The following is a 26,495-nucleotide window of genomic DNA, read 5'->3' on the forward strand; positions in this document are numbered from 1 at the left end:
GCTGCCGGGGCTTTTGTCAGGCGTGTATCGACTTACTGTTCGGCCGTCTTGCTCTGCCGCTTGTTGATCTCATCGATCAAGCGCTTGGCCAGGGCCGGGTAGTTTTCGTCGAAGTGGTGACCGCCAGGCAGCTTGATGGCCTCGCCCACGGCAGTCTTGTCGGTGCAGCCGCTTTCGTCGGCTTCTTCACCGCCGTAGATGCACACCACTTTCTCGGCTGGCAGCTTGGCCATTTCCGGGCCGGTGGCGGCTTCGGTGCCGGCGTTGCCGAGCCAGCCTTCGACTTCGATCTCGAAGCTGCCGGTGCGGGCGAAAGCCAGCAGGATGATCGCATCGACCCGCTGTTGTTCGGTGGCTGGCAGGCGATTGTAGATGGCTGGCAACACGTCGGCGCCGAAGGAGTAGCCGGTCAGGACGAAGCGCTTGGTGCCCCAGACCTGACGGTAGTGCTGCATCAGTTCGGTCAGATCCGCCGCGCTTTGCTCCGGGCTCTTGTGCTGCCAGTAGTAGCGCAGGGTGTCGATGCCGACCACAGGGTAGCCAATCTTGGCCATTTCATCGGCCACGTCGCGGTCCAGGTCACGCCAGCCGCCGTCTCCGGAGAGAAACAGGGTCACGGTATCCCGTGTCTGGCTGGCTGGGACTTCCACCACCGGGATGCTCAGGCCGCCCTTGGCCTTGTCAGTGCCGACCAGGATCTTGCGCAGCTCGTTGTTCAGTACTTGTGGCAGGTTGATGTCGTAGTCGCTGATGCTGGTCTCGGCATTCGACTGATCGCGTACGAAGCCGGCGCTGGTGTCGTCGGGGTTATCGTTCCAGGCCACCAGCCAGTGGCCGTGGGCTGCGCTTTTGGGCAGCAAGTGTGTGCAGCCGGGTTTTTCCAGGGCCAGGTCCACCGAAACGGCCTTGGCCTTGTCATCCTTCTGCTCGGCCAGCCAGCGCCAGGCCAGCACGGCGCCTGGGCCGATGCCGCTGACCAGCGTGGCAGGCCCTTGGAGCTGCCGCAGACCCGTCTGCAGGGCGCGACCTTGCAACATGCAGTCCTTGGGCAGGATCACTTGGACGATCTGCGCCGAGCCGCTGCGGCTGAGGGTCGTCAACTGCGTGTCGCTGAGTTTCTGGTCCTCATTGACCGCCACCAGCACCTGGGCGCGCGGCTTGGTGCCGGGGATGACCCGAGTCATCGCTACGCCATCGGTGGGCGCCAGCTGTTCCAGGGTCGGTTGCGGGGCCGGGCGTTTCAAGTACCAGTAACCGCCACCGAGAATTACCGCCAGCACCAGCAGGGCGGCCACTACGTATCGCCAGGAGCGTTGCATCATCAGCGTTTCACCAATCCAGTCAGGCCGCCTGCAATCAGGGCGGCGGTATCAGCCAGCGCCACCAGCGGATCGAGTCCGGCGGGCACGGCCATGTAGCGAGGTTCCCAGTCAGGCTGGAATTTGTCTTTGAAGCGGCGCAGCCCCTGGAAGTTATAGAGCTGCTCGCCACGGCGGAACACCATCGAGCCCAGGCGTTGGGTCAACGGTGCGCCGCGACGCGGTTGCAGGCCTGACAGCGGGACCATGCCAAGGCTGAAGCGGGCGAAGTCATGGTTTTTGTAATGCTGGATGAGGCCGACCATCATGAATTCCATGGTCAGTTTCGGGGCCTCGGGGTGGGCGCGCATCAGGTCGAGGCTGGCCAGTTCGTGGCTGTGGGTTTCCAGCAGGTTGGCGAACGCCACTGGCCGGCCCTCGAAACGAATCACTGCGATGCGGAAATGCTTGAGGTAGTCATCGCTGAAACGGCCCAGGGAGAAGCCTTTCTCACGCACGTTCTTGCCGGTCAGCCAGGCATCGGAAATGACCTTGAGCTCTTCCATCGGCGCCTGGCCCGGTTCGTGGATCTCCAGCGACAGGCCGTCACGGGTGCCGCGGTTCCAGGTGTAGCGCAGGTCTTTCATCTCCTTGCCCTTGGCTTCGAGATCGAAACGCTTGAGGTCGACCCGTGCTTCCTCGCCCAGCTTGATGGCTGTCAGGCCGATGTCCATGTAGTAGGGCAGGTTCTCGGCGCGCACCTGGTAGAACACCGGGCGGGCATGGTGGATGTCACACAGGTCGCGGAACTGCCAGATCATTTCAGCCCGTTGCTGGGTAGGGCCGATCGGGTCGTACAGCGCTACCAGGCTGCGACCACGGCGGGCGTACATCAGGAACGCTTCGTCGTTGGGGTGAAACAGCAATGCCTTGTCGCCGGTCAGGGCCAGGCCGCCGTCGGGTTGCGAAGACGTCATGAGAATCGTCTTGGCCCGCTCCAGTTCTTCTGCCGTCGGCAAATGGATCACCGGCCGCGCGGTGCGCAGCAACCAGGTCAGGGACACCACCACCAGCAGCACCGCCGCCCCCAGCAGGGAGCGCAGGCCGCGAGGGGCGTCGGCATCAAGGGTGAACTGCCACCAGAGTTGATGGCTGTAGGGCACATCCTGGTAAGCAAACAGCAGCAGCCAGATCGACGCGCCCAGCACGCAGATACTGGCGATCAGGAACAGCGGGGAAAAGGGCAGTTCAGTCAGGCGACTCGGACGATAGAAGGAGCGTCGGAATATCGCCAGCAGGGTGGCCGTCAGCGTCAGCAGCGTGGCTTCTTCCCAGTCAAAACCCTTGAGCAGCGAGAGCAGGGCGCCAACCAGAAGCAAGACCGTGGTCAGCATCCAGGCGGCCGACAGGCGACGGCGCAAGCCTTGGGCGAGCAACAGGCACAACACGCCCACCAGGCTGGCGCCGAAGTGCGAAGCGTCGACCAGCCGATGAGGGATGAGGAAGCCGATGTGCTCCAGGCGGGTATCGATTTCCGGCGTTACCCCGGAAAACAACAGCACGACACCTGAGAGGAACACCAGCACCGCCAGGATCGGCGCCGCGAAACCCGATGCCGCCCGCAGGGTCTGGCGCGTCTGGAACAGCCGTTGCGCCTCATTGATCAGCAGGAGTACGCAGGCCACCAACATCGGCAGCAGCACGTAGATCAAGCGATACAGCAACAGCGCGGCGGCCAGTGGCGCGGCCCCGAGTTTGTCGGCGAACGCGGCCAGCAGAATCGCTTCGAACACGCCGACACCGCCCGGTACATGGCTGAGCACCCCGGCAGCCAGCGCCAGCAGGTACACCAGCAGGAAGGCACCGAACGGAGGCGCTTCGGGCAGCAACAGATACAACACGGTGGCGGCGGCGGCGACATCCAGCGCGGTGATTACCAGTTGCAGGAAGGTCAGGCGTCGGCCCGGCAGGCGCAGCGTGCGGCGCCCGGCTTTTACCAGCAGGCTGTCGCGATGAGGCTGTTCCGGCAGGCGTCGGCGGTAAATGCCGATGGCCAACACGCTGGTGAGCAGCAGCACCGCCACGGAAATGGCCCCCAGCAAAATCGCAGGCAGGTGCAGCGCGGCGGACGCGGCGGGCAGGTTGCTGAGCGTCGCCAGGGCCGCCAGCGGCGGCAACGCGCAGCCCAGGGACAGGCTGGCGAACAGCGTCATGTGGGCGACATCCGAGGCCCCCAGGCCATGACGCGCATATAGACGGTAGCGAACCGAGCCGCCCGACAACAGTGACAGGCCAATGGCATTGCCGATGGCGAACGCGGTGAACCCACCCAGGACCATGGTTTGTGGCGGCAGTGTCACCCCGGCATAACGGCTGGCGGACCATTCGTAGCCCAAAAGAATGATGAAGCCGGCTACCGTGGCGGCGATCGCGCCCAGCAGGGCCGGTCGTGGCACTTCCAGAATTGAATCGTGCAGGGCGTAAAGATCGAGCTCGCTCAGCAAGTGGCGACAGGCAATCAAGGCAATCGCAAACAGCAGCAACGTGACCGCGAGACCAATAGGCTGGCGGTATTGACTGATCCGATCCAGCCAGCGCAATCGTTCGGCTTTGATCGGTTGTGTCGCAGTAACAGGGTCTTGCGGGTCAGACGAGTGGGCGCGCATCAATCACCTCTTGAGCTATGCGCGACAGGATGGGGGTATCCAGCCAAGTTACCAATCCCCGCGAAGGAAAATAATTACAAAATCTTTGTAATGTAGAGCTTTTTTCGCCAGACACAAAAAAGGCCACTCTTTCGAGCAGCCTTTCTTGATATTTGGTTGCGGGAGCCGGATTTGAACCGACGACCTTCGGGTTATGAGCCCGACGAGCTACCAGACTGCTCCATCCCGCGTCTGTGTGGCGGCATTCTACAGGCGAACGCCCGGGTGTCAACCGTTAAAAGGTAATGGGCTCAAATAAACGCTCGATCCGCCCCTTGTCTTCCTAAATACTCGGAATTTAAAGGAAATTGTCCTACAACTGGTTGCGTGTAGGGAGTCGCAGGCGGCGACTCTCTGATCAGGCAGTCAAAAATGGACAGGCACAAAAAAGGCCACTCTTTCGAGTAGCCTTTTTTGATGTTTGGTTGCGGGAGCCGGATTTGAACCGACGACCTTCGGGTTATGAGCCCGACGAGCTACCAGACTGCTCCATCCCGCGTCTGTGTGGCGGCATTCTACAGAGGATCGCGCTGCTGTCAACCCTGGCTTCACAAAAACCTGTTCCGCTTCAAGTGGTTAGCCCTGGAGAAAAGCATTGTGACAGCGCTGTGACGCAGGCCTGGCAAGGGCTTAGCTCTATTGGAGACTTCGTTGCGATTGAAGAAGTAAATTTGTGTAGGCACTTTCGACTCTCAACGAAGGATCTTTCAAACTACTGGTGCTATATACAGGTGCGGGTGCGATACTGGTGGCCCGATTCGTCGCACACTCTGCTTCTTTACTATGACGCAACGTAAGATCATCCATGTCGACTGTGACTGTTTCTATGCCGCCATCGAGATGCGCGATGACCCGCGGCTGGCCGGCAAGCCCTTGGCGGTGGGAGGCTCGGCGGATCGGCGGGGCGTGATTGCCACCTGTAACTACGAAGCGCGGGCCTATGGGGTGCGCTCGGCCATGTCCTCCGGCCACGCCTTGAAGCTTTGCCCGGACCTCACCATCGTCAAGCCACGAATGGATGCCTATCGGGAAGCGTCGAAGGAAATTCATACGATTTTCAGCGATTACACTGACCTGATCGAGCCGCTGTCGCTGGACGAGGCCTACCTGGACGTTTCCGCCAGCGCCCATTTCGGTGGCAGCGCCACGCGCATCGCCCAGGACATTCGCCGACGGGTTTCCAACCAGCTGCACATCACTGTGTCCGCAGGCGTCGCGCCGAACAAGTTCCTGGCCAAGATCGCCAGTGACTGGAAAAAGCCCAACGGGTTGTTCGTCATCACCCCCGACCAGGTCGATGACTTTGTTTCGGCCCTGCCGGTCAGCAAGCTCCACGGTGTTGGAAAGGTCACCGCCGATAAGCTGAACCGGCTCGGCATCGTCGATTGCCTGCAGTTGCGCCAATGGGACAAGTTGGCGCTGGTGCGCGAATTTGGCAGTTTCGGTGAGCGGCTCTGGAGCCTGGCTCGTGGGATCGATGAGCGGCTAGTGCACAACGACAGCCGACGGCAGTCCATCAGCGTGGAAAATACCTACGATGCCGACCTGCCCGACCTGGTGAGCTGCCTCGCCAAACTGCCGGAACTGATGGAAACCCTCAACGGACGCATGGCGCGGATCGACAGCAGTTATCGACCGGGCAAGCCGTTCGTCAAAGTGAAATTCCACGACTTCACCCAAACCACACTGGAACAGGCCGGGGCAGGGCGGGACCTGGGCAGCTACCAGTTGCTGCTGACCCAGGCGTTCAACCGGGGCGGCAAGCCGGTGCGGTTATTGGGGATAGGAGTGAGGCTGGAGGATTTGCGCGGTGGGTTTGAGCAGTTGGAGTTGTTTGAGCGGTGAGGCTGTCGGTGGGCTGAATGCCTTGCCTTGCCTTGCTCTTGTGGCGAGGGAGCTTGCTCCCGCTGGGCCTGTAGGAGCTGTCGAGCGAAGCGAGGCTGCGATCTCTCCCCTAACGCTTGCATCTCAAGCGAAAGATCAAAAGATCGCAGCCTTCGGCAGCTCCTACAGCCCAGCGGGAGCAAGCTCCCTCGCCACAAGAGAGGTTGACCAATCCAAGCTGGACTCAGTTAACGCCCGGATCCGCCACCAACCGTCCACCATCCTTGGTCAGTGCTTTCATGAATTCGGCCTGCAACTCCGGATCATTGCGGGTCAGTTCGATCAGGCTCTGTTCCAGTTCGCTGGCTTCTTCTTCAAGTCCCAGCTCCGACAGGCGCTTGACTCGATGCACCCACTGGCTCACCTCGTCGTCTTCCAGGTCGTCGTAGATCAGCGCGTGGGCTTCCAGCAGCTTGCTGCGCAGACTGCTGCTGATGCTCAGGGATGAGTCGGTGTGCACTTCGTCCTGGGCATCGGTCACGCTGATCTGCAATTTGCCGAATTGGCTCAGGTCCTGCTCGGCGAACGGGCTTTCCAGCAGGTTCAGGCGCAGCACGCCGCTACGGTCGGTGCTCAACTCGAAGGTCTGCCGGGCGGCCTTGACCTCCACCGGGCGTTCGCTCCAAGGCAGGCTCGAGTGTTCCGTGCGCTTGTCGCGCTGGACTTCGTCGATGCCCGCCAGGTTCTGCTGGGCACGACCATGGGAGGGGACGTTCATGAACGGGTTGAGCCCGGCGAAACCGTAGCTGATCCAGTCACGGGTCACGGTGTCCGGCAGGTTGCCGAGGGCGAACACATTGACCACGTTCGCGCCGACACCGGCCACCACGGCCACCGCGCCCAGGGGGATCTCGTAAATCTCCCGCCAGGGTTGGTACGGCGTGTAGCGGTCGTAATGGCGAGTGACCTCGAACTCAGTGACTTCGAAGGTCTTCTGCTCATTGATTCGCACCCGACGCTGCGGCAGGTCGAGCACCTTGGGTTCGCCCACGTCGATCTGCAGGCTGTGGTCGAGCAATTTGCGCTCGACCCGCTCTTCGTGCTCGCTGCGTTGTGACATTTGGTTGGCACAGCCGCTGACCAGCAGGGCGCCGCACAGGGCGGCGCCACCGAGGCCTAAGGTGTTTCGCTTGAACATGACGTCTCTATCTGGTGTCAGCGGCGGATACGGGCCTGGAGGAACGACAGCACGTCGGCGACCGGCAGCGCTTGCGGCTCGGCCTCGGTGCGGCTCTTGTATTCCAGGTTGCCTTCGGCCAGGCCACGGTCACTGACGACGATCCGATGCGGGATGCCGATCAGTTCCATGTCCGCGAACTTGATGCCGGGGCTGGTTTTCTTGTCGCGGTCGTCCAGCAGCACTTCAAAGCCGGCGGCCGTCAGTTCGGCGTAGAGCTTGTCGGTGGCTTCACGCACCAGGTCGGTTTCATAGCGCAGCGGCACCAGGGCAATCTGGAAAGGCGCCAGCGTGTCGCTCCAGATGATGCCTTTCTCGTCGTTGTTCTGCTCGATGGCGGCAGCCACCACGCGGGAAACGCCGATGCCATAGCAACCCATTTCCAGGGTGACCGGCTTGCCGTTTTCGCCCAGCACTTCGCACTTCATCGCCTTGCTGTACTTGTTGCCCAGCTGGAAGATGTGCCCGACTTCGATGCCTCGCTTGATTTCCAGGGTGCCCTTGCCGTCCGGGCTCGGGTCGCCGGCCACGACGTTGCGCAGGTCCGCGACGGTTGGAACCGGCAGGTCGCGTTCCCAGTTCACGCCAAAGTAATGCTTGTCGTCGACGTTGGCGCCGATGGCGAAATCGCTCATCAACTCCACCGAGCGATCAATGATGATCGGCAGTGGCAGGTTCAATGGGCCGAGGGAGCCGGCACCGGCGCCAATGGCGTCGCGCAGGTCGGCTTCGGTGGCCATGACCAGCGGGCTGGCGACGCCAGGCTGGTTGGCGGCCTTGATTTCATTGAGCTCGTGGTCACCACGGACGATCAGGGCAATCAGCTTGCCTTCCTCTTCGGCCCGCACGATCAGGGTCTTGATGGTGCGCTCGATCGGCAGGTCGTAGCCTTCCACCAACTGGGCAATGGTCTTGGCGTTCGGCGTGTCTACCAGGCGCAACTCTTCGGTCGGCGCGGCGCGGGAGGTTTCCCGTGGCACGGCTTCGGCTTTCTCGATGTTGGCGGCGTAGTCGGAGCCATTGCTGAAGACGATGTCGTCTTCGCCGGACTCGGCCAGTACGTGGAACTCGTGGGAGCCGGCACCGCCGATGGAGCCGTTGTCGGCTTCAACCGGACGGAATTTCAGGCCCAGGCGGGTGAACACGTTGCAATATGCCTGGTGCATGCGGTCGTAGGTGACTTGCAGCGAGGCCAGGTCGGTGTGGAACGAGTAGGCGTCCTTCATGATGAATTCGCGACCGCGCATCAGGCCGAAGCGTGGCCGGATTTCATCACGGAATTTGGTCTGGATCTGGTACAGGTTGATCGGCAGCTGCTTGTAGCTGCTCAACTCGTTGCGCATCAGGTCGGTGATCACTTCTTCGTGAGTCGGGCCTGCACAGAAGTCGCGACCGTGACGGTCTTTGATGCGCAGCAGCTCAGGGCCGTATTCTTCCCAGCGCCCCGATTCCTGCCACAGCTCGGCCGGTTGGGTGCCCGGCATCAACACTTCCAGGCAACCGGCAGCGTCCATCTCTTCGCGAACGATGGCTTCCACCTTGCGCATGACCCGCAGGCCCATCGGCAGCCAGGTGTACAGGCCCGAGGCGAGTTTGCGGATCATGCCGGCACGCAGCATCAACTGATGGCTGATCACGACGGCGTCGGAAGGCGTTTCTTTCTGTGTGGCGAGCAAATATTGACTGGTGCGCATGGTTGGCCGTTGTCGGTTGCTGATGACGAGAAGTGACGGAGCATTGTACGGGCGAGATGCCCTGGCGTACAGGCGCGTGGCCGGTCGCCCGATGCGAACGCCGGTTTCCCCGGCGTTTTCTGAAGTTTCCTACGACTCTTCCGCAGGCCGGGTGGGCGTCGGTTCCGCGGTGGGCGTCGAGCCCTGGCGACGGTTCTCCTGGAACCAGTGCAAGGCGATCAGCAGCAGGGTCGGAACGCCCAGCAACGCGGTGATCAGGAAGAAGTTGTGATAGCCGAACTTCTCCACCATCACCCCTGAATAACCACCGATCAGGCGCGGCAGCAACAGCATGATCGAGCTGAGCAGGGCGTATTGAGTGGCGGAGAATTTCAGGTTGGTCAGGCTCGACAGGTAGGCGACGAACGCCGAAGTGGCCAGGCCGGAGCTGAAGTTATCCAGGGATATGGTGACAATCAACATCTTCAGGTCGGCGCCCATGTCGGTGAGCATCAGGAAGAGGATGTTGGTGCTGGCCGAGGCGACGCCACCGATGAACAGGATGGGCAGGATGCCGAAACGTACGATCAGCAGGCCGCCCATGCCGGCACCGACGAGGGTCATGATCAACCCGAAAATCTTGCTGACGCTGGCGATCTGGTCCTTGGTGAACCCCTGGTCGATGTAGAACACGTTGGCCATGACGCCCATGACGGTGTCAGACATGCGATAGGTCGCGATCAGCCCGAGCAACAGCAGGGCCTGCCAGCGGTAACGCAGGATGAAATCGTTGACCGGCGTCAGCACCGGCGCCAATCCGCGGCGGCCCACGGCCGACAGGCACAGGGCGGTCAGGATGATATAGAGGATGGCCCGCAGGAACGCGCGGTCTTCGAGCAGCAGGTCAAGCAGGCTGACGCCCTCGAACAGCACGCTGGCGAAGTCGGTGTTGTAGAGCTGGGTGAACATCGCCGGGACAGACACCAGCAGCACGATCAGCACGAACACCGATGCCAGTTGATGGGCGAACGAGTAGCGTCCGGCCTGCAGTTGGGTGCGCAGCGGCACCGGCGGTTCGCGCATGAACAGCGAGGTAAGCAACGCCGGGACCATCAATACACCGAACAGCAGGTAAGTGCCGGTCCAGGCCGAGTGTTTGTAGTTGAAGCCGGTGGAGCCAAACCCTTCGGCGAAAAACAGGGCGCCGGCGGTGGCCAGCAGTGCCGCGACGCGGTAGCCGGACATGTAGCTGGCGGCGAGGGCGGCCTGGCGGGTGTCGTCGGCGATCTCCAGGCGATAGGCGTCGACGGCGATGTCCTGCGTCGCGGAGGCGAAGGCCACGATGACGGCGATGGCGATCAACCATGACAGGTGTTTCTGTGGGTCGCAGAAACCCATGCCGATCAGGCCGAGGATTACCAGGCCCTGGGAGAGCACCAGCCATGAACGCCGACGCCCGAGTTTACCCAGCAGCGGCAGGCGCCATTGGTCGAGCAGCGGCGACCAGACCCATTTAAAGGCGTATGCCAGGCCGATCAGGCTCGCGTAGCCAATGGTCTCGCGGGCCACACCGGCTTCGCGCAACCAGACCGAAAGCGTAGAGAACACCAGCATGTACGGCAAGCCGGCGGCGAAGCCAAGCAGCAACAGCACGAGCGTCGAGGGACTGGCATAGGCGGCGAGGGCGGCGCGCCAGGTTTTACGGGGCATGGGCTGGAGTCTGCCTCAAAAATTGCGAAAACAAAGCGCGCACTCTAACCGCTGTGCTCTACCGGGCGCCAGCCATGGCGCTGAATATCAACACGATTGTTCAGGACACTGATCCCTTCCATGCGCAGGCGTGCGCGCTGTTCATCCCCTGAAGCGCTGCCCGCCGGCAGGCTGATCCGACCGCCGGCACCCAATACCCGATGCCAGGGCAGCTTCGTGTCGTTCGGCAATTGGCTGAGGGTCCGCCCGACCCAGCGCGCCGCGCGGCCCAGGCCGGCCATTTCAGCCAGTTGGCCATAGGTGACCACCTTGCCCGCTGGCACCTGTGCCAGGGTCAGGTAAAGGGTGGTGCGGCGGATTTGGGCGGTGTTCTCGGTGCCCGCTGGGGTATCGGTCACGTAAAGGGTTCCTGAAATGGGGATGTCCGTCTGTAGATTAATTCCTACAGCGCTGATTGAGAAATGAACTCATCACCCTTACGCGGGTCAGTCCTTGCTGAGGTGTCATCCTGGGGGATAATGCCGCCTTTTCACCGCAAACTTGAGCCCTTTATCGCTTATGTTGTCTAGAACCCTGCTTTGCCTGGCTGTTGCCAGTGCCTCCATGCCCTTGCTTGCCGACACCGTCTGGTTGAAGAATGGGGACAAACTCAGCGGCAAGATTACCGTTTTTGATGGCGGCAAGTTGCTGATCCAGACCGATTACGCCGGGGCGATTCCCGTCGACTGGAAACAGGTCAAGACGCTGGAGAGTGATCAGCAACTTTTGGTCAAGCAGGATGCTTATACCGGCGAGAAAGCCAAGGCGCTGCATGCGGCCGAGGATGGCAAGGTCACCTTGGCCAACGGTGATGCGCCCAAGACTGTCGATCTGGCCAGTATCCAGCAGATCCTCAAGCCCAAGCCGGTGGTCGAGGACCTGGTGTGGAAAGGCAATATCGATGCCGCGCTGGATTACCAGCGTGCGGAAAACGATACCGACGATTACGACATCGACTTCAAGACTTCGGCGCGCCACGGCAGATGGCGGCACACCGCCGAAGGCGAATACAACCGTGAATTCCAGGACGATGTGGTTTCCGCCGATAACTGGCGCCTGGAGTATTCCCTCGACCGGTTCATCACCGACAAGTGGTTCTGGCAAGGTCGCCTGAACTACAAGCGCGACAAAGTCGAAGACCTGGCGCGCCAGCGCGTGGTGGGTACCGGTCCGGGCTATCAGTTCTGGGATGACGAACTGGGCGCGTTCTCGCTGGGGTCGCTGTTGAACCGCACCGACTATGAATACCGCGACGGCGGCAAGGACAACTTCTATTCCGTCGCCATGAAGTGGGACTACAACCGCTACCTGATTGGCAAGCGCGTCGAGTTCTTCACCAATGGTGAAGTGGGCAAGCCACTGTCCGACGTGGCGGATTACGCCTACGACGCTGAAGTGGGGTTACGCTACAAGGTTACCGATTGGGCGTCGCTCAACCTCAAGGCTGAGAAGGATGTCATTGAAGGCACCGAGGACAGCGACTTGAGCAAGACGCGCTACACGGCTGGATTTGGCGTGACCTGGTAATCCCAGGCGATTAACAAATCCTGTGGGAGCGAGCTTGCTCGCGGTAGCGGTCTATCAGTCAGCGTTGATGTTGCTGGTCCACCGCTATCGCGAGCAAGCTCGCTCCCACAGTTTTTTGTGCGCGGGTAAAACTGGGGCGCGTTATCAAAAACACTCTGTCGGCTGATTCGGTTACAGAGCTTTTCGGTAACCAATGATGATGGGCAGTTCAGTTAGCTAGGCTGGGTCTTTACCCGCGTTGACATTCCTGCTCGCGTACACCGTTGGTGTATTTGCAGTCTTCCACTAGCTTTCCATTGCCAGTCCAGTATTGGCTGGTGCCGTGGCGTTTGTTATCCCGATAGTGAACGGATGAGCGCAGCTGACCGTTTTCTGCCCAGTTTTTGACGTGCCCTTGAAGCTGCCCGTCTTTGTAGGTCTTATGCTCCTTGAGCTGGCCATTTTCATACCACTGCTTGAAATTGCCTTGTTCGCGTTTATGTTCGTCCCACTGCCATTCGATTGTTTGGGTACCCTGCTCGTTCCAGAGAGCGTAGCTGCGCTGCATCCCACGCTGATAGAGCTCCTTTCTTTTGGTCTTGCCATTGGGAAAGTACTCTACCACCCAGCCATCAGGCTTACCGTTGAGCAAGTTCCGAGATACCTGGAGCGCGCCATTTTCAAAATAGATGGGGCTGAAACCTTGAGCTTTGCCACGAACGAAGAATGTGCGGCTTCTTAGCTTACCGTTCGGGTAGTAAGCCAGAGCCGGTCCATCCCACACGCCAGCCTTATAGCTGGTTCGGCCAATCACCCTTTGGTTTTCGTCATATTCAAGATACTCACCGTCCTCCAGCGTGCCTTGATGCCATTTGAAGGAATCGGCGATTTTGCCGTTGTCGTGATAGGTGGTTTGCCAACCGTCCAGCTCATTGTTCAGGTGATTTTCTCGTTGGATGATCACGCCGTCTCGGGAGTAGGTCAGCGATTCTCCCTGGCGTAGGCCATCCCGATCATTTTGGTAGCGATGGTGTAGCTGCCCGGTTGGATAATAGGCTTTGGCTTCGAATACGGGGCGGCTTGAAGCGAAATCTTCCGCATTTACGAAGTAGTCGTAGCGCAGAGCTCGGGAGTTGACGTAAAAAACTTTCGCCCGCCATGCCTGGCGTTTGCTGTCGTAAGGCATAGGCATTTCCAGGTAATAAGCCGCGAGACTTTTTCCCGTTGGTTTATAGTCCTCATCCAGAAAAAGTTTTCCGTCGACCAGCGTAGCGGTCAGCTCCCCGCATTTTTCGGGGGTACAGGGGCGGACTTTTTCAAGAAAAGCGCGTTTGCGTTCGCAGTTTGAAAGCGTCAAGAGAAGAGGGGTTTTCTGGTCTATCAGATCCTGAACTTCGCCAAGTGCCCGCCGAAACGATTCATCTGGCACCCCTATGGATTCAGGGGTGAGGTAAACCTCGTTGCTCCCGCAGGAGTGAGGTGTAGAGAGGGTCAGGCGTGCTGCGGCTCTTAACTGTATTGCGGAGTGGCCGTTAACCTCTGGACCTTTCGCCAGGTACGTGGCGCGAGGATTCATCGCTGTTATGACCGAAGGGTGATCAGGTCGTGATTCTGCATTGAGAGGAGGGGCAAAAACGAGTAGTGCTGCGTTGAGCGCCTTCCAGGAAATGAGCTGCATCCTGCTTCTTCCATGTGATTTTCAGGGTGCGAATCATATAGAGCAGAAGCGGGGCTGAGGGCTGGTAAAACACTAGGACACAAAAAAGCCCCGCTTTTGAGGGCGGGGCCTTTTACTAAAGCAAGGACAAGTTAGATAACTTGAACTTCTTCAGCTTGCATGCCTTTCTGACCGCGGGTAGCGATGAAAGAAACCTGTTGGCCTTCTTTCAGGCTTTTGAAGCCGTCGGATTGGATAGCTTTGAAGTGAACGAACAGGTCGTCACCGGATTGTGGGGTGATGAAGCCGAAGCCTTTTTCATCGTTGAACCACTTAACGGTACCGGTTTGGCGATTAGACATGGTGTAACTCCTTGAACAAAGATAACTGCGACTCAGGAAGAACCCTGGCCGAGACTGAGTGCAAAGAGCAGGAAAAATTCTTGTAGATGGTTGGATCGAAATTCAACATATCGTGTAGAGATTCTCAGTGACACAAGCAACACAGTGGCGCCACCTTAACCCTTTTTCCAGAATGTGCCAATGGTCTTTGCGAAGGTTTCTCTTATTTGGTGACTGACGGCGCGGGCGATGGCCGGCAGGACCCGGAAATCAAGGCGGATCGGCGAGATTTACGCGCCGTGCTTTGAACCCTGCCCCGCGCCCCGGTAAGATGCCGGACGTATTTTTTCCACCTCGCTATTTCAGGAAACCGCCATGAGCATCAAATCGGACAAGTGGATTCGCCGCATGGCGCAAGAGCACGGCATGATCGAGCCCTTCGTCGAACGCCAGATGCGTGGCGAAGGCGCCGACCGGCTGATCTCCTTCGGTGTCTCCAGCTACGGCTACGACGTGCGCTGCGCCGACGAATTCAAGGTGTTCACCAATATCAATTCGGCCACCGTCGACCCGAAGAATTTCGACGAGAAGAGCTTCGTCGACGTCAAGAGCGACGTGTGCATCATCCCGCCGAACTCCTTCGCCCTGGCCCGTACCGTCGAGTACTTCCGCATTCCGCGCAACGTACTGACCATCTGCCTGGGCAAGAGCACCTACGCCCGTTGCGGCATCATCGTCAACGTCACGCCGCTGGAACCCGAGTGGGAAGGCCACGTGACCCTGGAATTCTCCAACACCACGACCCTGCCGGCGAAAATCTACGCCAACGAGGGTGTGGCGCAGATGCTGTTCCTGGAATCCGATGAAGAATGTGAGGTTTCCTACAAGGATCGTGGCGGCAAGTACCAGGGCCAGCGCGGCGTGACGCTGCCGCGTACCTGAATCTGACGAGCTGTTGGAATTCCTGGGCGGGCAGACACTCTATTGCGTGTACTGCCCGTTTTTGTGCGTCAGCGCAGCGGGCCTTCGCTCAGGAGCTGCTCTATGAAGATCGATCCGCGAATCAGTGCCGAACTGGCAAGGCTTGAGCCCAATCAGATCGGCGTCATGGCCTGGTCATTGCTGGCCCATCCTGTCGAAGCAGCGGGCGGCATCCCTGGCCAGCCTGATCCCGATACCCCCAACGAACAACCTACCGAGCCCGGCGAACCTACCCTGCCGGACGAGCCGCCTCCTGCGCCTGTTGCCTGATGAATCATGGCCCCCTGGATCTGGATGACACGCTGCAAGGGGAGGCTGCGCCTCCAGCGGGAGCAAGCTCCCTCGCCACAAAAGCAGCGCCTGGCGCCGAATGCCAGTCAGTTAAGCAGCAAACCTGTGGGAGCAAAGCTTGCTCGCGATTACGGTAAGCCAGCCGACTAAGATATTGGCGACTCTGCCGCTATCGCGAGCAAGCTTTGCTCCCCCAGGATTTATGCCGTTTGCTCCTAACTGACAGGCATTGGCGCCTGGCGCCTCCTTTTCAGGGGAGTCCGAAATTTATTTCAGGTTGCCACTGAGAAACTGCTTGAGCCGTTCACTGGTGGGATTGCCCAGCACGTCTTCCGGCGCGCCTTCTTCTTCCACCAGGCCCTGGTGCAGGAACAGCACCTGGTTCGAGACTTTGCGGGCGAAACTCATTTCGTGGGTCACCATGATCATGGTCCGGCCTTCCTCAGCCAGGCCCTGGATCACCTTCAGCACTTCACCCACCAGCTCCGGGTCCAGGGCCGAGGTGGGTTCGTCGAACAGCATCACCTCCGGCTCCATCGCCAGGGCGCGGGCAATGGCCACGCGCTGTTGCTGGCCGCCGGAGAGGAACGCCGGGTATTGCTCGGCGACCCGTGCCGGCAGGCCGACCTTGTCGAGATAACGACGGGCGCGGTCGTCGGCTTCCTGCTTGCTGACCCCCAGCACCCGGCGCGGTGCCATGGTGATGTTTTCCAGTACGGTCATGTGGCTCCACAGGTTGAAGTGCTGGAACACCATGGCCAAGCGCGTGCGGATGCGTTGCAGTTCGTCGGCGTCGGCCACGTGCATGCCGTGGCGGTCCTTGATCATCTGGATCGGCTGGCCGTCCAGGCTCATGGCGCCGTCGTTGGGTTGTTCCAGGAAATTGATGCAGCGCAAAAAGGTACTTTTGCCTGAGCCGCTGGCGCCAATGAGGCTGATGACGTCGCCGGTCTTGGCCTTGAGCGAAACGCCCTTGAGCACTTCATGTTCGCCATAGCTTTTATGCAGGCCTTCGATGGTCAGTTTGTACATGGAGCATGCATCCTCAAGGCGAAAGTAGGTAGCCGCTGCGATAGGCTTCGGTGCCGGCGACATGGGCGATCACCATGCCGGCCGTGGCCATGCGGCGCAGCGAACGGGCGTACAGCAGCCCGGCGTTACGGCAATGAACGGGGGTGACGGTGTCGTTGACCGGGTCGATGACTTCCGCGATCAACTGCCCCGCCTCCAGGTATTCGCCGGGCAGGGCGCTGTAGACCAGCAACCCACCCACTGGCGTCGCCACCGGCTCGACAGCGGCCAGTGGCGTGGCCGGGTAGGGCAACTCGGGCATGGGCATCGGTTCGCCGTCGATGGCCCCGAAACGGATCAGGTATTCGATCAAGGCCTGGCAGTCCAGGCTCGCCAGCCCGTGGTTGACGTCACCCTGGCCACGCAACTCCACGGTGACCGAAAAACTGCCCAGGGGAATCTCGAAGCGTTCGCCGAAGCGTTCCTTGAGTTGCCACCAGAGCAGGGTGAAGCATTCGTCGAACGACTGGCCGCCCGAATCGGTCGCCAGCAGGCAGGCTTCGGCACCGATGTAGCGGGCCAGTGGTTCGACCTGTGGCCAGGCTTCGGGCGTGGTGTAGAGGTGGGCCACGGCTTCGAAGTCGCAATGCAGGTCCAGCACCATGTCGGCGTCGCAGGCCAGCCGTTGCAGGGCCAGGCGCAGGGATTGCAGTTGCGTGCCTGGGGTCTGCCGGGCGAGGGCGTCGCGCAGGCTGGTGCGGATCAGCATCAGGTTGTGCTGCGGATCGTCGGTGAGCAGGTCCTGGATTTCGTTGCCGATCTCTTCGCTCAGGTCGACGAAGCGGCGGTTGAAGTTCTGCCCGCTCTCGGTTTCGTAGCGGCCCAGGGGCACGTCCATCAGCACTTGTTCGAGGCCGATGGGGTTGGCGACGGGCACCAGCACGATCTCGTGCCGCAGGTGGCCCGACGCTTCGAGTTCGGCCAGGCGCTGCTTGAGGTGCCAGGCGACCAGCATGCCCGGCAGTTCATCGGCGTGCAGGGACGACTGGATATAGATTTTGCCGACGGCTTTTTCCGGGCCGAAGTGGAAGCTGTGGATCTTGCGTGCGGTCCCCGGTACTGGGGCCAGCAGGTCATGGATCTGGTGGCGCATGTGCGTGTGTGTCCTGGAACAAAAGCCCTAGTGGGTCGGCCCGAGAAAGGCCAGCCAGCGGCGTTCGGCGAGGCGGAAGAGGCCCACCAGTGCAAAGGTGACGGTCAGGTAGATCAACGCGGCGATCCCGAACGACTGGAACGTCAGGAACGTCGCCGAGTTGGCGTCCCGGGCCACTTTCAGCACGTCTGGAACGGTAGCGGTGAACGCCACGGTCGTCGAGTGCAGCATCAGGATGACTTCGTTGCTGTAATACGGCAGCGAGCGGCGCAGCGCCGACGGCATGATCACGTAGGTGTACAGCCTCCAACCGGTCAGGCCGTAGGCCTTGGCCGCCTCGACTTCGCCATGGTTCATGCTGCGAATCGCCCCGGCGAAAATTTCCGTGGTGTAGGCGCAGGTGTTCAAGGCGAAGGCCAGGATCGTGCAGTTCATTGCGTCGCGAAAGAAACTGTCGAGCAGGGGCTGGGCGCGCACCGCCGCGATGCTGTAGATGCCGGTGTAGCAGATCAGCAGTTGGATATAGAGCGGTGTGCCACGGAACAGATAGGTGTAGAACTGCACCGGCCAGCGGACGTAGAACTTGGGTGAAACCCGGGCGATGGACAGCGGGATCGATACCAGGAAACCGATCAGCAGCGAGGCGCTGAGCAGCCACAGGGTCATGGCCAGGCCCGTGACGTTGACGCCATCGCTGTAAAGGAATGGCCGCCAGTATTCTTGCAGAAGTTCGATCATCGCACCGCCTCCCGGGCTCCGGCGGCGTAGCGGCGTTCAAGCCAGCGCAGGATGACGTTGGACGCGCTGGTGATCAGCAGATAGATCAGTGCCGCCAGTACCAGGAAGTAAAACAGCTGGTAGGTGCTCTTGCCCGCATCCTGGGCCGCCTTGACCAGGTCGGCCAGGCCGATGATCGACACCAGCGCGGTGGCCTTGAGTATCACCATCCAGTTGTTGCCGATACCCGGCAGGGCAAAGCGCATCATTTGTGGGAACACCACGACGCGAAAGCGCTGGCCACGCTTGAGGCCATACGCGGTGGCGGCTTCGACCTGGCCTCGGGGGACCGCGAGGATCGCGCCGCGAAAGGTTTCGGTGAAGTACGCGCCATAGATGAAGCCCAGGGTGATCACCCCGGCGCCGAATGGGTCGATCTCGATGTATTCCCATTCCATGAAGTCGGTAAGCGAGGTCAGCCAGGTTTGCAGGCTGTAGAAGATCAGCAGCATCAGCACCAGGTCCGGCACGCCGCGGATCAGCGTGGTGTAGAGCTGGGCAGGGATTCGCAGCAGTTTGACGCTGGAAAGCTTGGCGCTGGCGCCCAGCAGGCCGAGCAAGACGCTCAACAGCAAGGACAGGGCCGACAGCTTGATGGTCATCCAGGTGCCTTGCATCAGCAGCGGGCCAAAGCCCTGCAGGCTGAAGGCGGAGAGCCCCAGATTTTGTAGGAGTTGTTCGAACATGGAAGAAAGCCTTTGGCAGGAGAAAAGCGCCCATCCGAGACCGGATGGGCGCCGCGCATTATTTGCCGCTGTACAGATTCAGATCGCCAAAGTGTTTTTTCTGGATCTCGGCGTACTTGCCGTCGTCGTGTAACGCTTTGATACCTTTATCCAAAAGCGCCTTCAGCTCACTGTTACCTTTCTTGATACCGATGGCGGTCTTGGCTGGCAGCAGTTCGCTGTCCACTGGCTTGCTGATTTCATAGCCTTCGCCTTTTGGCGACTTCAGGAAGCCCAGCTCAGCCTGGAGCATGTCCTGGATCGCCGCATCGAGGCGGCCGGAGGTCAGGTCGGAATAAACCTGGTCCTGGTTCTGGTAGGCCTGGGTCTTCACACCGGCCTTGTCCAGCACGGCCTTGGCGTAGGCTTCCTGGATGGTGCCTTGCTCGTAGCCGACGGTCTTGCCTTTGAGCGAGGCAACGTCTTCGCTCAGGCCCGAGCCTTTCTTGAAGACATAGGCCGTTGGGCCGGAGAACAGCTCGCTGGAGAAGTCGATGGCTTTTTCACGAGCCGGGGTAACGGTCATGGAGGAGATCACGCCGTCGAATTTATTGGCCTTGAGGCCCGGGATCATGCCGTCGAAATCGCTTTCGACCCATTTGCATTTGACCTTCAGCTCTGCGCAGATCGCGTTGCCCAGGTCGATGTCGAAACCGACCAGGCTGCCGTCGGCGGCTTTGGACTCAAATGGGGCGTAGGAAGGGTCGACACCAAAACGCAGTTCCTTGTATTCCTTGGCCGTGGCGACGCCAGCAGCCATGCACAACGCCAGTGCAGAAAGGGTCAGCAGTGCTTTTTTCATTATTCAATCCCTAAAACCAATATGAGCGCTTGTGGCGCGTAAGTATTGTTACCGGTGAAGGCGAGAACGGTATGACGGCATAAAGGTAGCAATTTCCGAACCAGAGTGCCGAACAAGTGTTTTAAAAGCACTGGCGGCGGGAGACGGAACGCGTTGGTGCGCGAGGACGAGCGTACATCAAAAAGCGCACCGGGATGGAGCGTGCGTTGTGTTGGGTTTGGTCTTTGTGGCGAGGGAGCTTGCTCCCGCTGGAGGCGCAGCCTCCCCTCGCGGTGTGTCAGACAGAACCAGGGGGCCGCTTCGCGCCCCAGCGGGAGCAAGCTCCCTCGCCACAAAGGGAGTGCCTGCTATTTCAGCAGGTCTTGCAGCGTCGCCAGTGTGTCGGCCTCGTCGACGTGCTTGTCCTGGCGCCAGCGCAACATCCGTGGAAAGCGCACCGCGATCCCACTCTTGTGGCGATTGGACAGGGCGATGCCTTCGAAACCCAGTTCGAACACCAGGGTGGGCGTGACGCTGCTCACCGGGCCGAACTTCTCCACGGTGGTCTTGCGCACGATGTTGTCGACCTGGCGCATTTCTGCATCGGTCAGCCCTGAATAAGCCTTGGCAAATGGCACCAGTGTGCGCTCGCGACTGTCCGGCGGGTTGTCCCATACGGCGAAGGTGTAGTCGCTGTACAGGCTGGCGCGCCGACCATGGCCGCGCTGGGCATAGATCAGCACCGCGTCGACGCTGAAGGGGTCGATCTTCCATTTCCACCACACGCCCATGTCCTTGGTGCGACCAACGCCGTACAGCGCGTTGCGGGCCTTGAGCATCATGCCTTCGACACCGAGGTGGCGAGAGGTTTCGCGTTGCCGGCCGAGGTCGAACCAGTCCCGGCCGGTGACCGTCGGCGATGGCAACAACACCGGACTGTGAACATGGGCGATCAGTGTCTCCAGCCGTTCGCGGCGCTCGGCCTGGGGACGGCTGCGCCAGTCCTCGCCCTGCCATTCCAGCAGGTCGTAGGCCATCACCACCACCGGCGCATCGTCGAGGATTTTCTTGCCCAGGGTCTTGCGACCGATGCGCTGCTGCAACAGGGCGAAGGGTTGCACCGCCGGTTGCAGCGGCGCCTCCGGGTCGAAGGCGTCCTCGGTCACCGGCCGGGCGGTTTTCCACACCACGATTTCGCCATCGATCACGGTACCGTCGGGCAGTGCCTGCGCCAGGGCGTGCAGTTCGGGGAAGCGCTCGGTCACCAGTTCTTCGCCTCGGGACCAGATCCATAAATGGCCGTCGCGCTTGATCACTTGGGAGCGGATGCCGTCCCATTTCCATTCCACCTGCCAGTCGCTGGCCGGCCCCAGCAGGGTGTCGAGTTGCTCCACCGGGGCAGACAAGGCGTGGGCCAGGAAAAACGGATAAGGCTGGCCGCCGCGCTGGGCATGTTCATCGTCGGATTCGGCCTCGATCAGCTTGAGGTAGCTGGCGGCCGTGGGACGATGGGACAGGTCGGTGTAGCCCACCAGACGCTGGGCCACCCGCTTGCTGTCCAGGTTGGCCATGCCGGCCAGGGCCCGGGTGACCAGCAATTTGGACACGCCGACGCGAAAGCTGCCGGTGATGAGCTTGATGCACAGCATCAGGCTCGGCCGGTCCAATTGTGCCCACAACGTGGGCAAGCGCAGCGCCAGTACCTCGGGCGACTCGCCACGCAATGGCAGCAGTTTTTCCTCGATCCACGACGCCAGGCCCTCGTCGGAACGGTGGGGCGATTCCGGCAACACCAACGAGATGGTTTCGGCCAAATCGCCCACGGCCTGGTAGCTCTCTTCGAACAGCCACGCGGACAGCCCGGACACCTGCACGGCCAACTCCCGCAGGATTTTTACCGGCACCAGTTGCCGTGGACGCCCGCCGGACAGGAAATACACGGCCCACGCCGCGTCTTGAGGCGCAGCCTTGGTGAAATAGGCTTGCATGGCGGCAAGCTTGGCATTGCTGGAGGTGGTGGCGTCCAGTTCGGCGTACAGCTCGGCGAAGGCTTTCATGACGCCTGCGCACCGCTGTCGGTGGCCGTGGCGAGGTCTTCTTCGTCATCGCCGTATTCGGTGCTGAACCCCTGGGCGTCGAGGCCTTGCTCGCAGAGATGGCGCACCAGCACGCTTACCGAACCGTGGGTGACCATCACCCGTTCGGCGCCGGTCTGTTCGATGGCCCAGAGCAGGCCAGGCCAGTCGGCGTGGTCGGACAGCACAAAACCCCGGTCCACGCCGCGGCGCCGCCGCGTACCGCGCAGGCGCATCCAGCCGCTGGCGAAGGCGTCGCTGTAGTCGCCGAAGCGGCGCATCCAGCTGCTGCCCCCGGCAGAGGGCGGGGCGATGACCAGCGCCTGGCCCATGATCGGGTCGTTCTTGTCGATGTCGCTGGCATAAATTGTCGGCGGCAGGTGAACGCCGGCCTCGCGGTAGACCCGGTTCAGTGGCTCCACCGCGCCATGGGCCAGGATCGGGCCGAGGCTTTCATCGATGCCGTGGAGAATCCGCTGGGCCTTGCCGAAGGAATAGCAGAACAACACGCTGGCTCGGCCGGCGGCGATGTTCCCGCGCCACCACTGGTTGATCTCTTCAAAGATCTGCGCCTGGGGTTGCCAGCGGTAGATCGGTAGGCCGAAGGTCGATTCAGTGATGAAGGTATGGCATTTCACCGGCTCGAACGGGGTGCAGGTGCCGTCAGGCTCGACTTTGTAATCCCCCGACGCCACCCAGACCTCGCCTTGATATTCCAGCCGCACCTGGGCCGAGCCCAGCACATGGCCGGCGGGGTGAAAGCTCAAGGTCACGCCATGATGCGACAGGCGTTCGCCATAGGGCAGGGTTTGCAGGTTGATGTCCTGGCCCAGGCGTGAACGCAGAATGCCTTCACCGGGTGCCGCTGCCAGGTAGTGTTGGTTGCCGCTGCGGGCATGGTCGCCGTGGGCGTGGGTGATGACCGAACGTTCCACTGCACGCCACGGGTCGATGTAGAAATCCCCGGGCGGACAGTACAAGCCTTCGGGGCGGGCAATGACAAGATCCATGCAGTCACCGGAGCGATGGGCTTGTCAGGTAGAGGCGAGGGCGGGGGGAGAAGTTCTATCGGGTTTTCGGGGTGGATGGGCTGGCGCCATCGTCGGATCGCCGCCCGGAGCAAGCTCGCTCCCACAGGGGGGCGGTGTTGAATTCGGTATGGCGATTCGACACAAAGCCAATGTGGGAGCGAGCTTGCTCGCGATGGCGTCAGTCCAGACCCAGAACCGTGGCGAGGGAGCTTGCTCCCGCTCGGCTGCGCAGCAGTCGTAAACCGGCTGATGCATTCTGCCTGAAGACACGCAGGGGCCTGCTTCGCAGTCCAGCGGGAGCAAGCTCCCTCGCCACAAAAAAACCTATCTCCAGCCCCAGGTTGCAGTTATTTGCCAGGCACCAGGGTCAATCGCGTCTTGCCATAGCCCCGATCGAAATTCTGCGATTGCAACGGCAGGCTCTGGTACTGCCCCTTGATCCACGGATCGATGCCATTGGCATAGTTCGGGCTGACCGGGTTGCCGGACTGTCCGGCGCCATCCTGGATCATCATCGGTTCAGGCTGGCCGAAGTCGACGATAAAACGCATGGCTGGCGCCAGGTTGGTGTTGAAATCCTGCCCCCCAGCGAACGCTGCGGTGTTGAGCGTGCTGGCGTCGCCACCGGCCGGCAGCGGGCCACGTACGATCTGGCCGTTGCTGTTCTTCCACGCGTAGCGATGCAACTGGCCCCACTGCCAAGCCTTGCGGTCACCGCCCAACTGGCTTTCACCGGCGCTGATGGTGGTGGCCAGGCTGCGGGCGAGGATGACGGCCTTGTCTTCTTTCTGAGGTGTGCGCACATCGTCCCAGAACGGGCTGTCTTCACGCCCCAGCAGATGATCGGCCTGGGCCGAGTAGGACAATTGGCCGTTGGCGACCAGTGCCTTCCACGCCGGGCTGCTGTCCGGGCCCAGCTCGTCGAGGAAAATCTGCTTCATGCTTTCCTGCAGGAACAGCTCATAGATCGCCGCGTCGGCGGAGGTCGGGCTGAGCCGGCCATCGAATGCCATCAAGCGCGTGTAGGCCTCGCGGGCCTTGGCCCGGTCAGCCACTGGCAGGGCTTCGATCGCCTGTTTGAGCGGTTGGGCCATGCCCGGCGCTTCGAAGACTTTCTTGAGCTTGGCCGCGAACGTTGTGCCCTGGTCATATTGCATGGCGGTCAGGCTGCGGGTGTCGTGCTTGCCCGCGCCGGCCAGTTCGGCCAGGCGTTCGCCACGCTCCGGTGCGGCCCACGAGTTGGACAGTTGCATGCCGTAGCCGTGGGGAATGACCCGTTGGTTGGCCGTGCCAAGCCAGCCCTGGGCCGGGTCCTGATCGTAGGGGTGCAGCATCGGGTCGGCGTAACCGTCCCAATCGTAGCGGCCGTCCCAACCCGGCGACGGCAACAGGCCTTCGCCTTCACGACGGTTTGGATAGCGACCGGTGACTTGCCAGCCGATATGGCTGGCGTCGGCAAATACCAGGTTCACCGCCATGGCGCGGATTTCCCGGCTGGCGTCGGAGGCTTTCTCGACGTTCTGCGCCCGGGACAGGTCGAAGAAAGCATCCAGGGTCTTGTCGTCGCTCAAGCTCGGCGTCTGCAAGGCCAGGCCAAAGCCGTTGGCCATCGCCGGGCCCTGGGCGCTGTTGAGCAGCGGGCCGTGACGGGTCTCGAACACCGCTTCACGAATCGGCCGCTGGCCTTTGATGAAATAGGTTTCGTTGCGCACGATCGCTGGCTGCCATTTGCCGTTGACCTCATAGGACAGGCCGTTGCCCTGGCGTCGGATTTTCTCCAGGAACAGGTCCTGGTTGTCCCCCAGTACGCTGGTCATGCTCCAGGCCACTTTGCCGTTGAACCCGGCCAGGATCATCGGGATGCCCGCCACGGAAATCCCGGCCGCCTGGTACTTGGGCGCGCGGATCTGTACGGGGCTCCACAGCCCCGGCATGCCCAGCGGCCCATGGCTGTCACTGGCCAGCAGGCTCTTGCCGCTGCGGCTGCGTTGCGGCGCGATGGCCCAGTTACTCGAAGACGCAGCGCTCAAAAGGTTCAGCTCGGCCAACTGGCTGGTGGCCTTGCTGATCTCGTTCAGGCCCGGAATCTGGCCGTTGAGTCGCAAGCCCTGGAGTTTGTCAGCCTCGGCCACGGGCAGTGGTTCGTCTGGGTAGGACGGGCTCAGCCAGGCGAGTTTGTCGTTGGTGACGGTCTGGGCCAGAACCAGGCCGGCGATTTCTTCCGGCAGGTTGGCTGACTGGCTGAAATTCAGCAGGCAGAACATCAGCGCCGAGTCTTCCGGTTTCCAGTATTCGGGTTTGTAGCCGGTGGCGGCCAGGTCCGACGGCAACTTGTCGCGGTAGCGGAACAGGTAGGCGTTGACGCCGCGGGCATAGACTTCGAAGAAACGCTTGAGCCGTGGCGAAGACGCCTTGTACAGCTCGTCGGCGTTTTTCTTCAGGTTGACGGCGCGCATGTAGCGGTCGACGTCCAGCCGTTCGGCGCCGGACATCTCTGCCAGCCGCCCCTGGGCCAGCAGGCGCAGGGTGACCATCTGGGTGATGCGATCGCTGGCGTGGACGTAGCCGAGGGTGAACAGGGCATCATGGAAGCTGTTGCTTTCGATCAGCGGCATGCCCGTGGCATTGCGCCGGACCGAGACGTTCTGCGCCAGCCCCTTGAGCGGTTGCACACCGGAAGTCGGCGGGACAGTGTCCTGGGCATTCCAGGCCTGGCATCCGCTCAAACCGAGCACACTGGCCACTGCGGCGGCAACGCCGAGCCGGGGGATAAGGGAAATCGAGGCTGGCGAGGCCATGGCAAAGCTCCTGCGGGAGGGGGGTGGCACCAATAAAGGCGCTACGTTAGTGAGCAGGAGGGGGCCGCGCAAGCGGGGCGAGGGTTATTTGTTGGTTTGGCGATGAAACTCCGGGGCCGGGTCATCGCTTTTGCTCGAAGGCTTGCCTGTAGGAAGAGGTGATGATCAAGTGTGGACGATTCAATGACCGAGAGGAGAAAACCGGCATGGAGCTCCAAAACAACGCAGCGCTGATCCTCATCGATCAACAAAAAGGCATCCTTCACCCCAGGCTCGGTCCTCGCAACAACCCCGAGGCAGAGCTGCGCATGCTGGAGCTACTGGCGTTATGGCGACGCACGGCGCGACCGGTGATTCACGTCCACCACTTGTCCCGCTCGCCGGACTCGGTGTTCTGGCCGGGGCAGACGGGCGTAGAGGTCCAGCCACGGTTCGAGCCGCGGGCGGGGGAATGGCTGGTGCAGAAACAGGTACCGGATGCGTTCAGTGGCACGCGCCTGGAGGAAGACCTGCGCAGGGTGGGTATCGGGCAACTGGTGATCGTCGGTGTGGCGACGCACAACTCGGTGGAGTCCACGGGGCGTACGGCCGGCAACCTGGGATTCGACACGTGGGTGGCCGAGGATGCCTGCTTTACCTTCGACAAGAGCGATTACTTCGGCAACGCCCGTTCGGCTGCCGAGGTGCATGCCATGTCCCTGGGCAATTTGCATGGCGAGTATGCGACGGTGGTCGCTGTGAAGCGGATTCTGGAGGCGGGCTGATACATAAGCAGTGAATGTACTGACCTCATCGCGAGCGAGCTCGCTCCCACATTGATTCTTCGGCGATCATTAAATATCGCCTCACCGCAAATCCCCTGTGGGAGCGAGCTTGCTCGCG

Annotated in this window: 21 protein-coding genes and 2 tRNA genes; 5 read left to right on the forward strand and 18 right to left on the reverse strand. The window is 61.2% G+C overall.

Going from position 1 to position 26,495, the window contains the following annotated elements; genetic code table 11:
- Positions 1-32: 32 nt before the first annotated feature.
- The 4 genes from QMK47_RS07005 to QMK47_RS07020 form a co-directional block, all read right to left on the reverse strand.
- Positions 33-1,322 (reverse strand): virulence factor family protein, encoded by a 1,290-nt coding sequence (locus QMK47_RS07005; protein WP_253471958.1) that lies wholly within the window; start codon positions 1,320-1,322, stop codon positions 33-35.
- A complete protein-coding gene (gene mprF, locus QMK47_RS07010) occupies positions 1,322-3,964 on the reverse strand; it encodes a bifunctional lysylphosphatidylglycerol flippase/synthetase MprF (protein ID WP_253471960.1) in 2,643 nt (880 codons plus the stop codon). The genes QMK47_RS07005 and mprF overlap by 1 nt, the downstream gene beginning before the upstream one ends.
- A 153-nt stretch (positions 3,965-4,117) precedes the next feature.
- Positions 4,118-4,194, reverse strand: a tRNA-Met gene (locus QMK47_RS07015).
- Positions 4,195-4,425: 231 nt separating this feature from the next.
- Positions 4,426-4,502: transfer RNA gene (locus tag QMK47_RS07020), tRNA-Met, on the reverse strand.
- Between the two features lie 284 nt (positions 4,503-4,786).
- On the opposite strand from QMK47_RS07020, the gene dinB reads away from it, so the two are divergent.
- The gene (dinB, locus tag QMK47_RS07025; RefSeq protein WP_253471962.1) at positions 4,787-5,848 is read left to right on the forward strand and encodes a DNA polymerase IV; all 1,062 of its coding nucleotides are present in this window, start codon (positions 4,787-4,789) and stop codon (positions 5,846-5,848) included.
- Between the two features lie 223 nt (positions 5,849-6,071).
- Here dinB and QMK47_RS07030 read toward each other — a convergent pair whose 3' ends face one another.
- The 4 genes from QMK47_RS07030 to QMK47_RS07045 form a co-directional block, all read right to left on the reverse strand.
- Positions 6,072-7,025, reverse strand: coding sequence for a hypothetical protein (locus QMK47_RS07030; RefSeq protein ID WP_320389989.1), 954 nt, complete (start codon positions 7,023-7,025; stop codon positions 6,072-6,074).
- A 17-nt stretch (positions 7,026-7,042) separates the two neighbouring features.
- A complete protein-coding gene (locus QMK47_RS07035) occupies positions 7,043-8,758 on the reverse strand; it encodes a proline--tRNA ligase (RefSeq protein ID WP_214511591.1) in 1,716 nt (571 codons plus the stop codon).
- Positions 8,759-8,887: 129 nt separating this feature from the next.
- Complete coding sequence (locus QMK47_RS07040; protein ID WP_214511592.1) at positions 8,888-10,447, reverse strand: AmpG family muropeptide MFS transporter; 1,560 nt, start codon at positions 10,445-10,447, stop codon at positions 8,888-8,890.
- A gap of 44 nt (positions 10,448-10,491) precedes the next feature.
- Positions 10,492-10,869 carry an MGMT family protein gene (locus QMK47_RS07045; protein WP_320390513.1) on the reverse strand — a complete coding sequence of 126 codons (378 nt, stop codon included), beginning with the start codon at positions 10,867-10,869 and terminating at the stop codon, positions 10,492-10,494.
- Positions 10,870-11,005: 136 nt separating this feature from the next.
- Between QMK47_RS07045 and QMK47_RS07050 the strand changes: the two genes are divergently transcribed.
- Positions 11,006-12,013 carry a DUF481 domain-containing protein gene (locus QMK47_RS07050; protein WP_253471966.1) on the forward strand — a complete coding sequence of 336 codons (1,008 nt, stop codon included), beginning with the start codon at positions 11,006-11,008 and terminating at the stop codon, positions 12,011-12,013.
- 229 nt (positions 12,014-12,242) lie between these two features.
- Here QMK47_RS07050 and QMK47_RS07055 read toward each other — a convergent pair whose 3' ends face one another.
- The gene (locus QMK47_RS07055; protein WP_258690469.1) at positions 12,243-13,670 is read right to left on the reverse strand and encodes a toxin-antitoxin system YwqK family antitoxin; all 1,428 of its coding nucleotides are present in this window, start codon (positions 13,668-13,670) and stop codon (positions 12,243-12,245) included.
- Between the two features lie 131 nt (positions 13,671-13,801).
- Positions 13,802-14,011, reverse strand: a complete 210-nt coding sequence (locus tag QMK47_RS07060) for a cold-shock protein (RefSeq protein WP_002554837.1) — start codon at positions 14,009-14,011, stop codon at positions 13,802-13,804.
- 354 nt (positions 14,012-14,365) lie between these two features.
- Between QMK47_RS07060 and dcd the strand changes: the two genes are divergently transcribed.
- Together dcd and QMK47_RS07070 are read left to right on the forward strand one after the other, a co-directional pair.
- Positions 14,366-14,932 (forward strand): dCTP deaminase, encoded by a 567-nt coding sequence (gene dcd, locus QMK47_RS07065; RefSeq protein ID WP_003184751.1) that lies wholly within the window; start codon positions 14,366-14,368, stop codon positions 14,930-14,932.
- Between the two features lie 102 nt (positions 14,933-15,034).
- Positions 15,035-15,241, forward strand: coding sequence for a hypothetical protein (locus tag QMK47_RS07070; RefSeq protein WP_003184748.1), 207 nt, complete (start codon positions 15,035-15,037; stop codon positions 15,239-15,241).
- Between the two features lie 288 nt (positions 15,242-15,529).
- Here the strand turns inward: QMK47_RS07070 and QMK47_RS07075 are convergent, their stop codons facing one another.
- The 8 genes from QMK47_RS07075 to QMK47_RS07110 form a co-directional block, all read right to left on the reverse strand.
- Positions 15,530-16,294 carry an ABC transporter ATP-binding protein gene (locus tag QMK47_RS07075; RefSeq protein ID WP_053118987.1) on the reverse strand — a complete coding sequence of 255 codons (765 nt, stop codon included), beginning with the start codon at positions 16,292-16,294 and terminating at the stop codon, positions 15,530-15,532.
- A gap of 13 nt (positions 16,295-16,307) precedes the next feature.
- Entirely contained in the window at positions 16,308-17,426 is a 1,119-nt protein-coding gene (locus QMK47_RS07080) for a succinylglutamate desuccinylase/aspartoacylase family protein (RefSeq protein ID WP_003198402.1), read from the reverse strand.
- A gap of 27 nt (positions 17,427-17,453) precedes the next feature.
- Positions 17,454-18,164 (reverse strand): ABC transporter permease, encoded by a 711-nt coding sequence (locus QMK47_RS07085; protein ID WP_063322691.1) that lies wholly within the window; start codon positions 18,162-18,164, stop codon positions 17,454-17,456.
- Complete coding sequence (locus QMK47_RS07090; RefSeq protein ID WP_253471968.1) at positions 18,161-18,889, reverse strand: ABC transporter permease; 729 nt, start codon at positions 18,887-18,889, stop codon at positions 18,161-18,163. Before QMK47_RS07090 ends, QMK47_RS07085 begins: the two co-directional genes overlap by 4 nt.
- A gap of 58 nt (positions 18,890-18,947) precedes the next feature.
- Positions 18,948-19,730, reverse strand: coding sequence for a transporter substrate-binding domain-containing protein (locus QMK47_RS07095; protein ID WP_003198409.1), 783 nt, complete (start codon positions 19,728-19,730; stop codon positions 18,948-18,950).
- Between the two features lie 347 nt (positions 19,731-20,077).
- A complete protein-coding gene (locus tag QMK47_RS07100; RefSeq protein ID WP_320389990.1) occupies positions 20,078-21,766 on the reverse strand; it encodes an ATP-dependent DNA ligase in 1,689 nt (562 codons plus the stop codon).
- Positions 21,763-22,794, reverse strand: a complete 1,032-nt coding sequence (locus QMK47_RS07105) for a ligase-associated DNA damage response exonuclease (protein WP_320389991.1) — start codon at positions 22,792-22,794, stop codon at positions 21,763-21,765. The genes QMK47_RS07100 and QMK47_RS07105 overlap by 4 nt, the downstream gene beginning before the upstream one ends.
- 368 nt (positions 22,795-23,162) lie before the next feature.
- Positions 23,163-25,613 carry a penicillin acylase family protein gene (locus QMK47_RS07110; RefSeq protein WP_320389992.1) on the reverse strand — a complete coding sequence of 817 codons (2,451 nt, stop codon included), beginning with the start codon at positions 25,611-25,613 and terminating at the stop codon, positions 23,163-23,165.
- A gap of 206 nt (positions 25,614-25,819) precedes the next feature.
- Here QMK47_RS07110 and QMK47_RS07115 point away from each other — a divergent pair, with 206 nt between their 5' ends.
- The gene (locus QMK47_RS07115) at positions 25,820-26,377 is read left to right on the forward strand and encodes a cysteine hydrolase family protein (protein ID WP_258690472.1); all 558 of its coding nucleotides are present in this window, start codon (positions 25,820-25,822) and stop codon (positions 26,375-26,377) included.
- Positions 26,378-26,495: the final 118 nt, after the last annotated feature.

The organism is Pseudomonas sp. P9_35, from assembly GCF_034008205.1.
Classification (GTDB): domain Bacteria; phylum Pseudomonadota; class Gammaproteobacteria; order Pseudomonadales; family Pseudomonadaceae; genus Aquipseudomonas; species Aquipseudomonas kilonensis.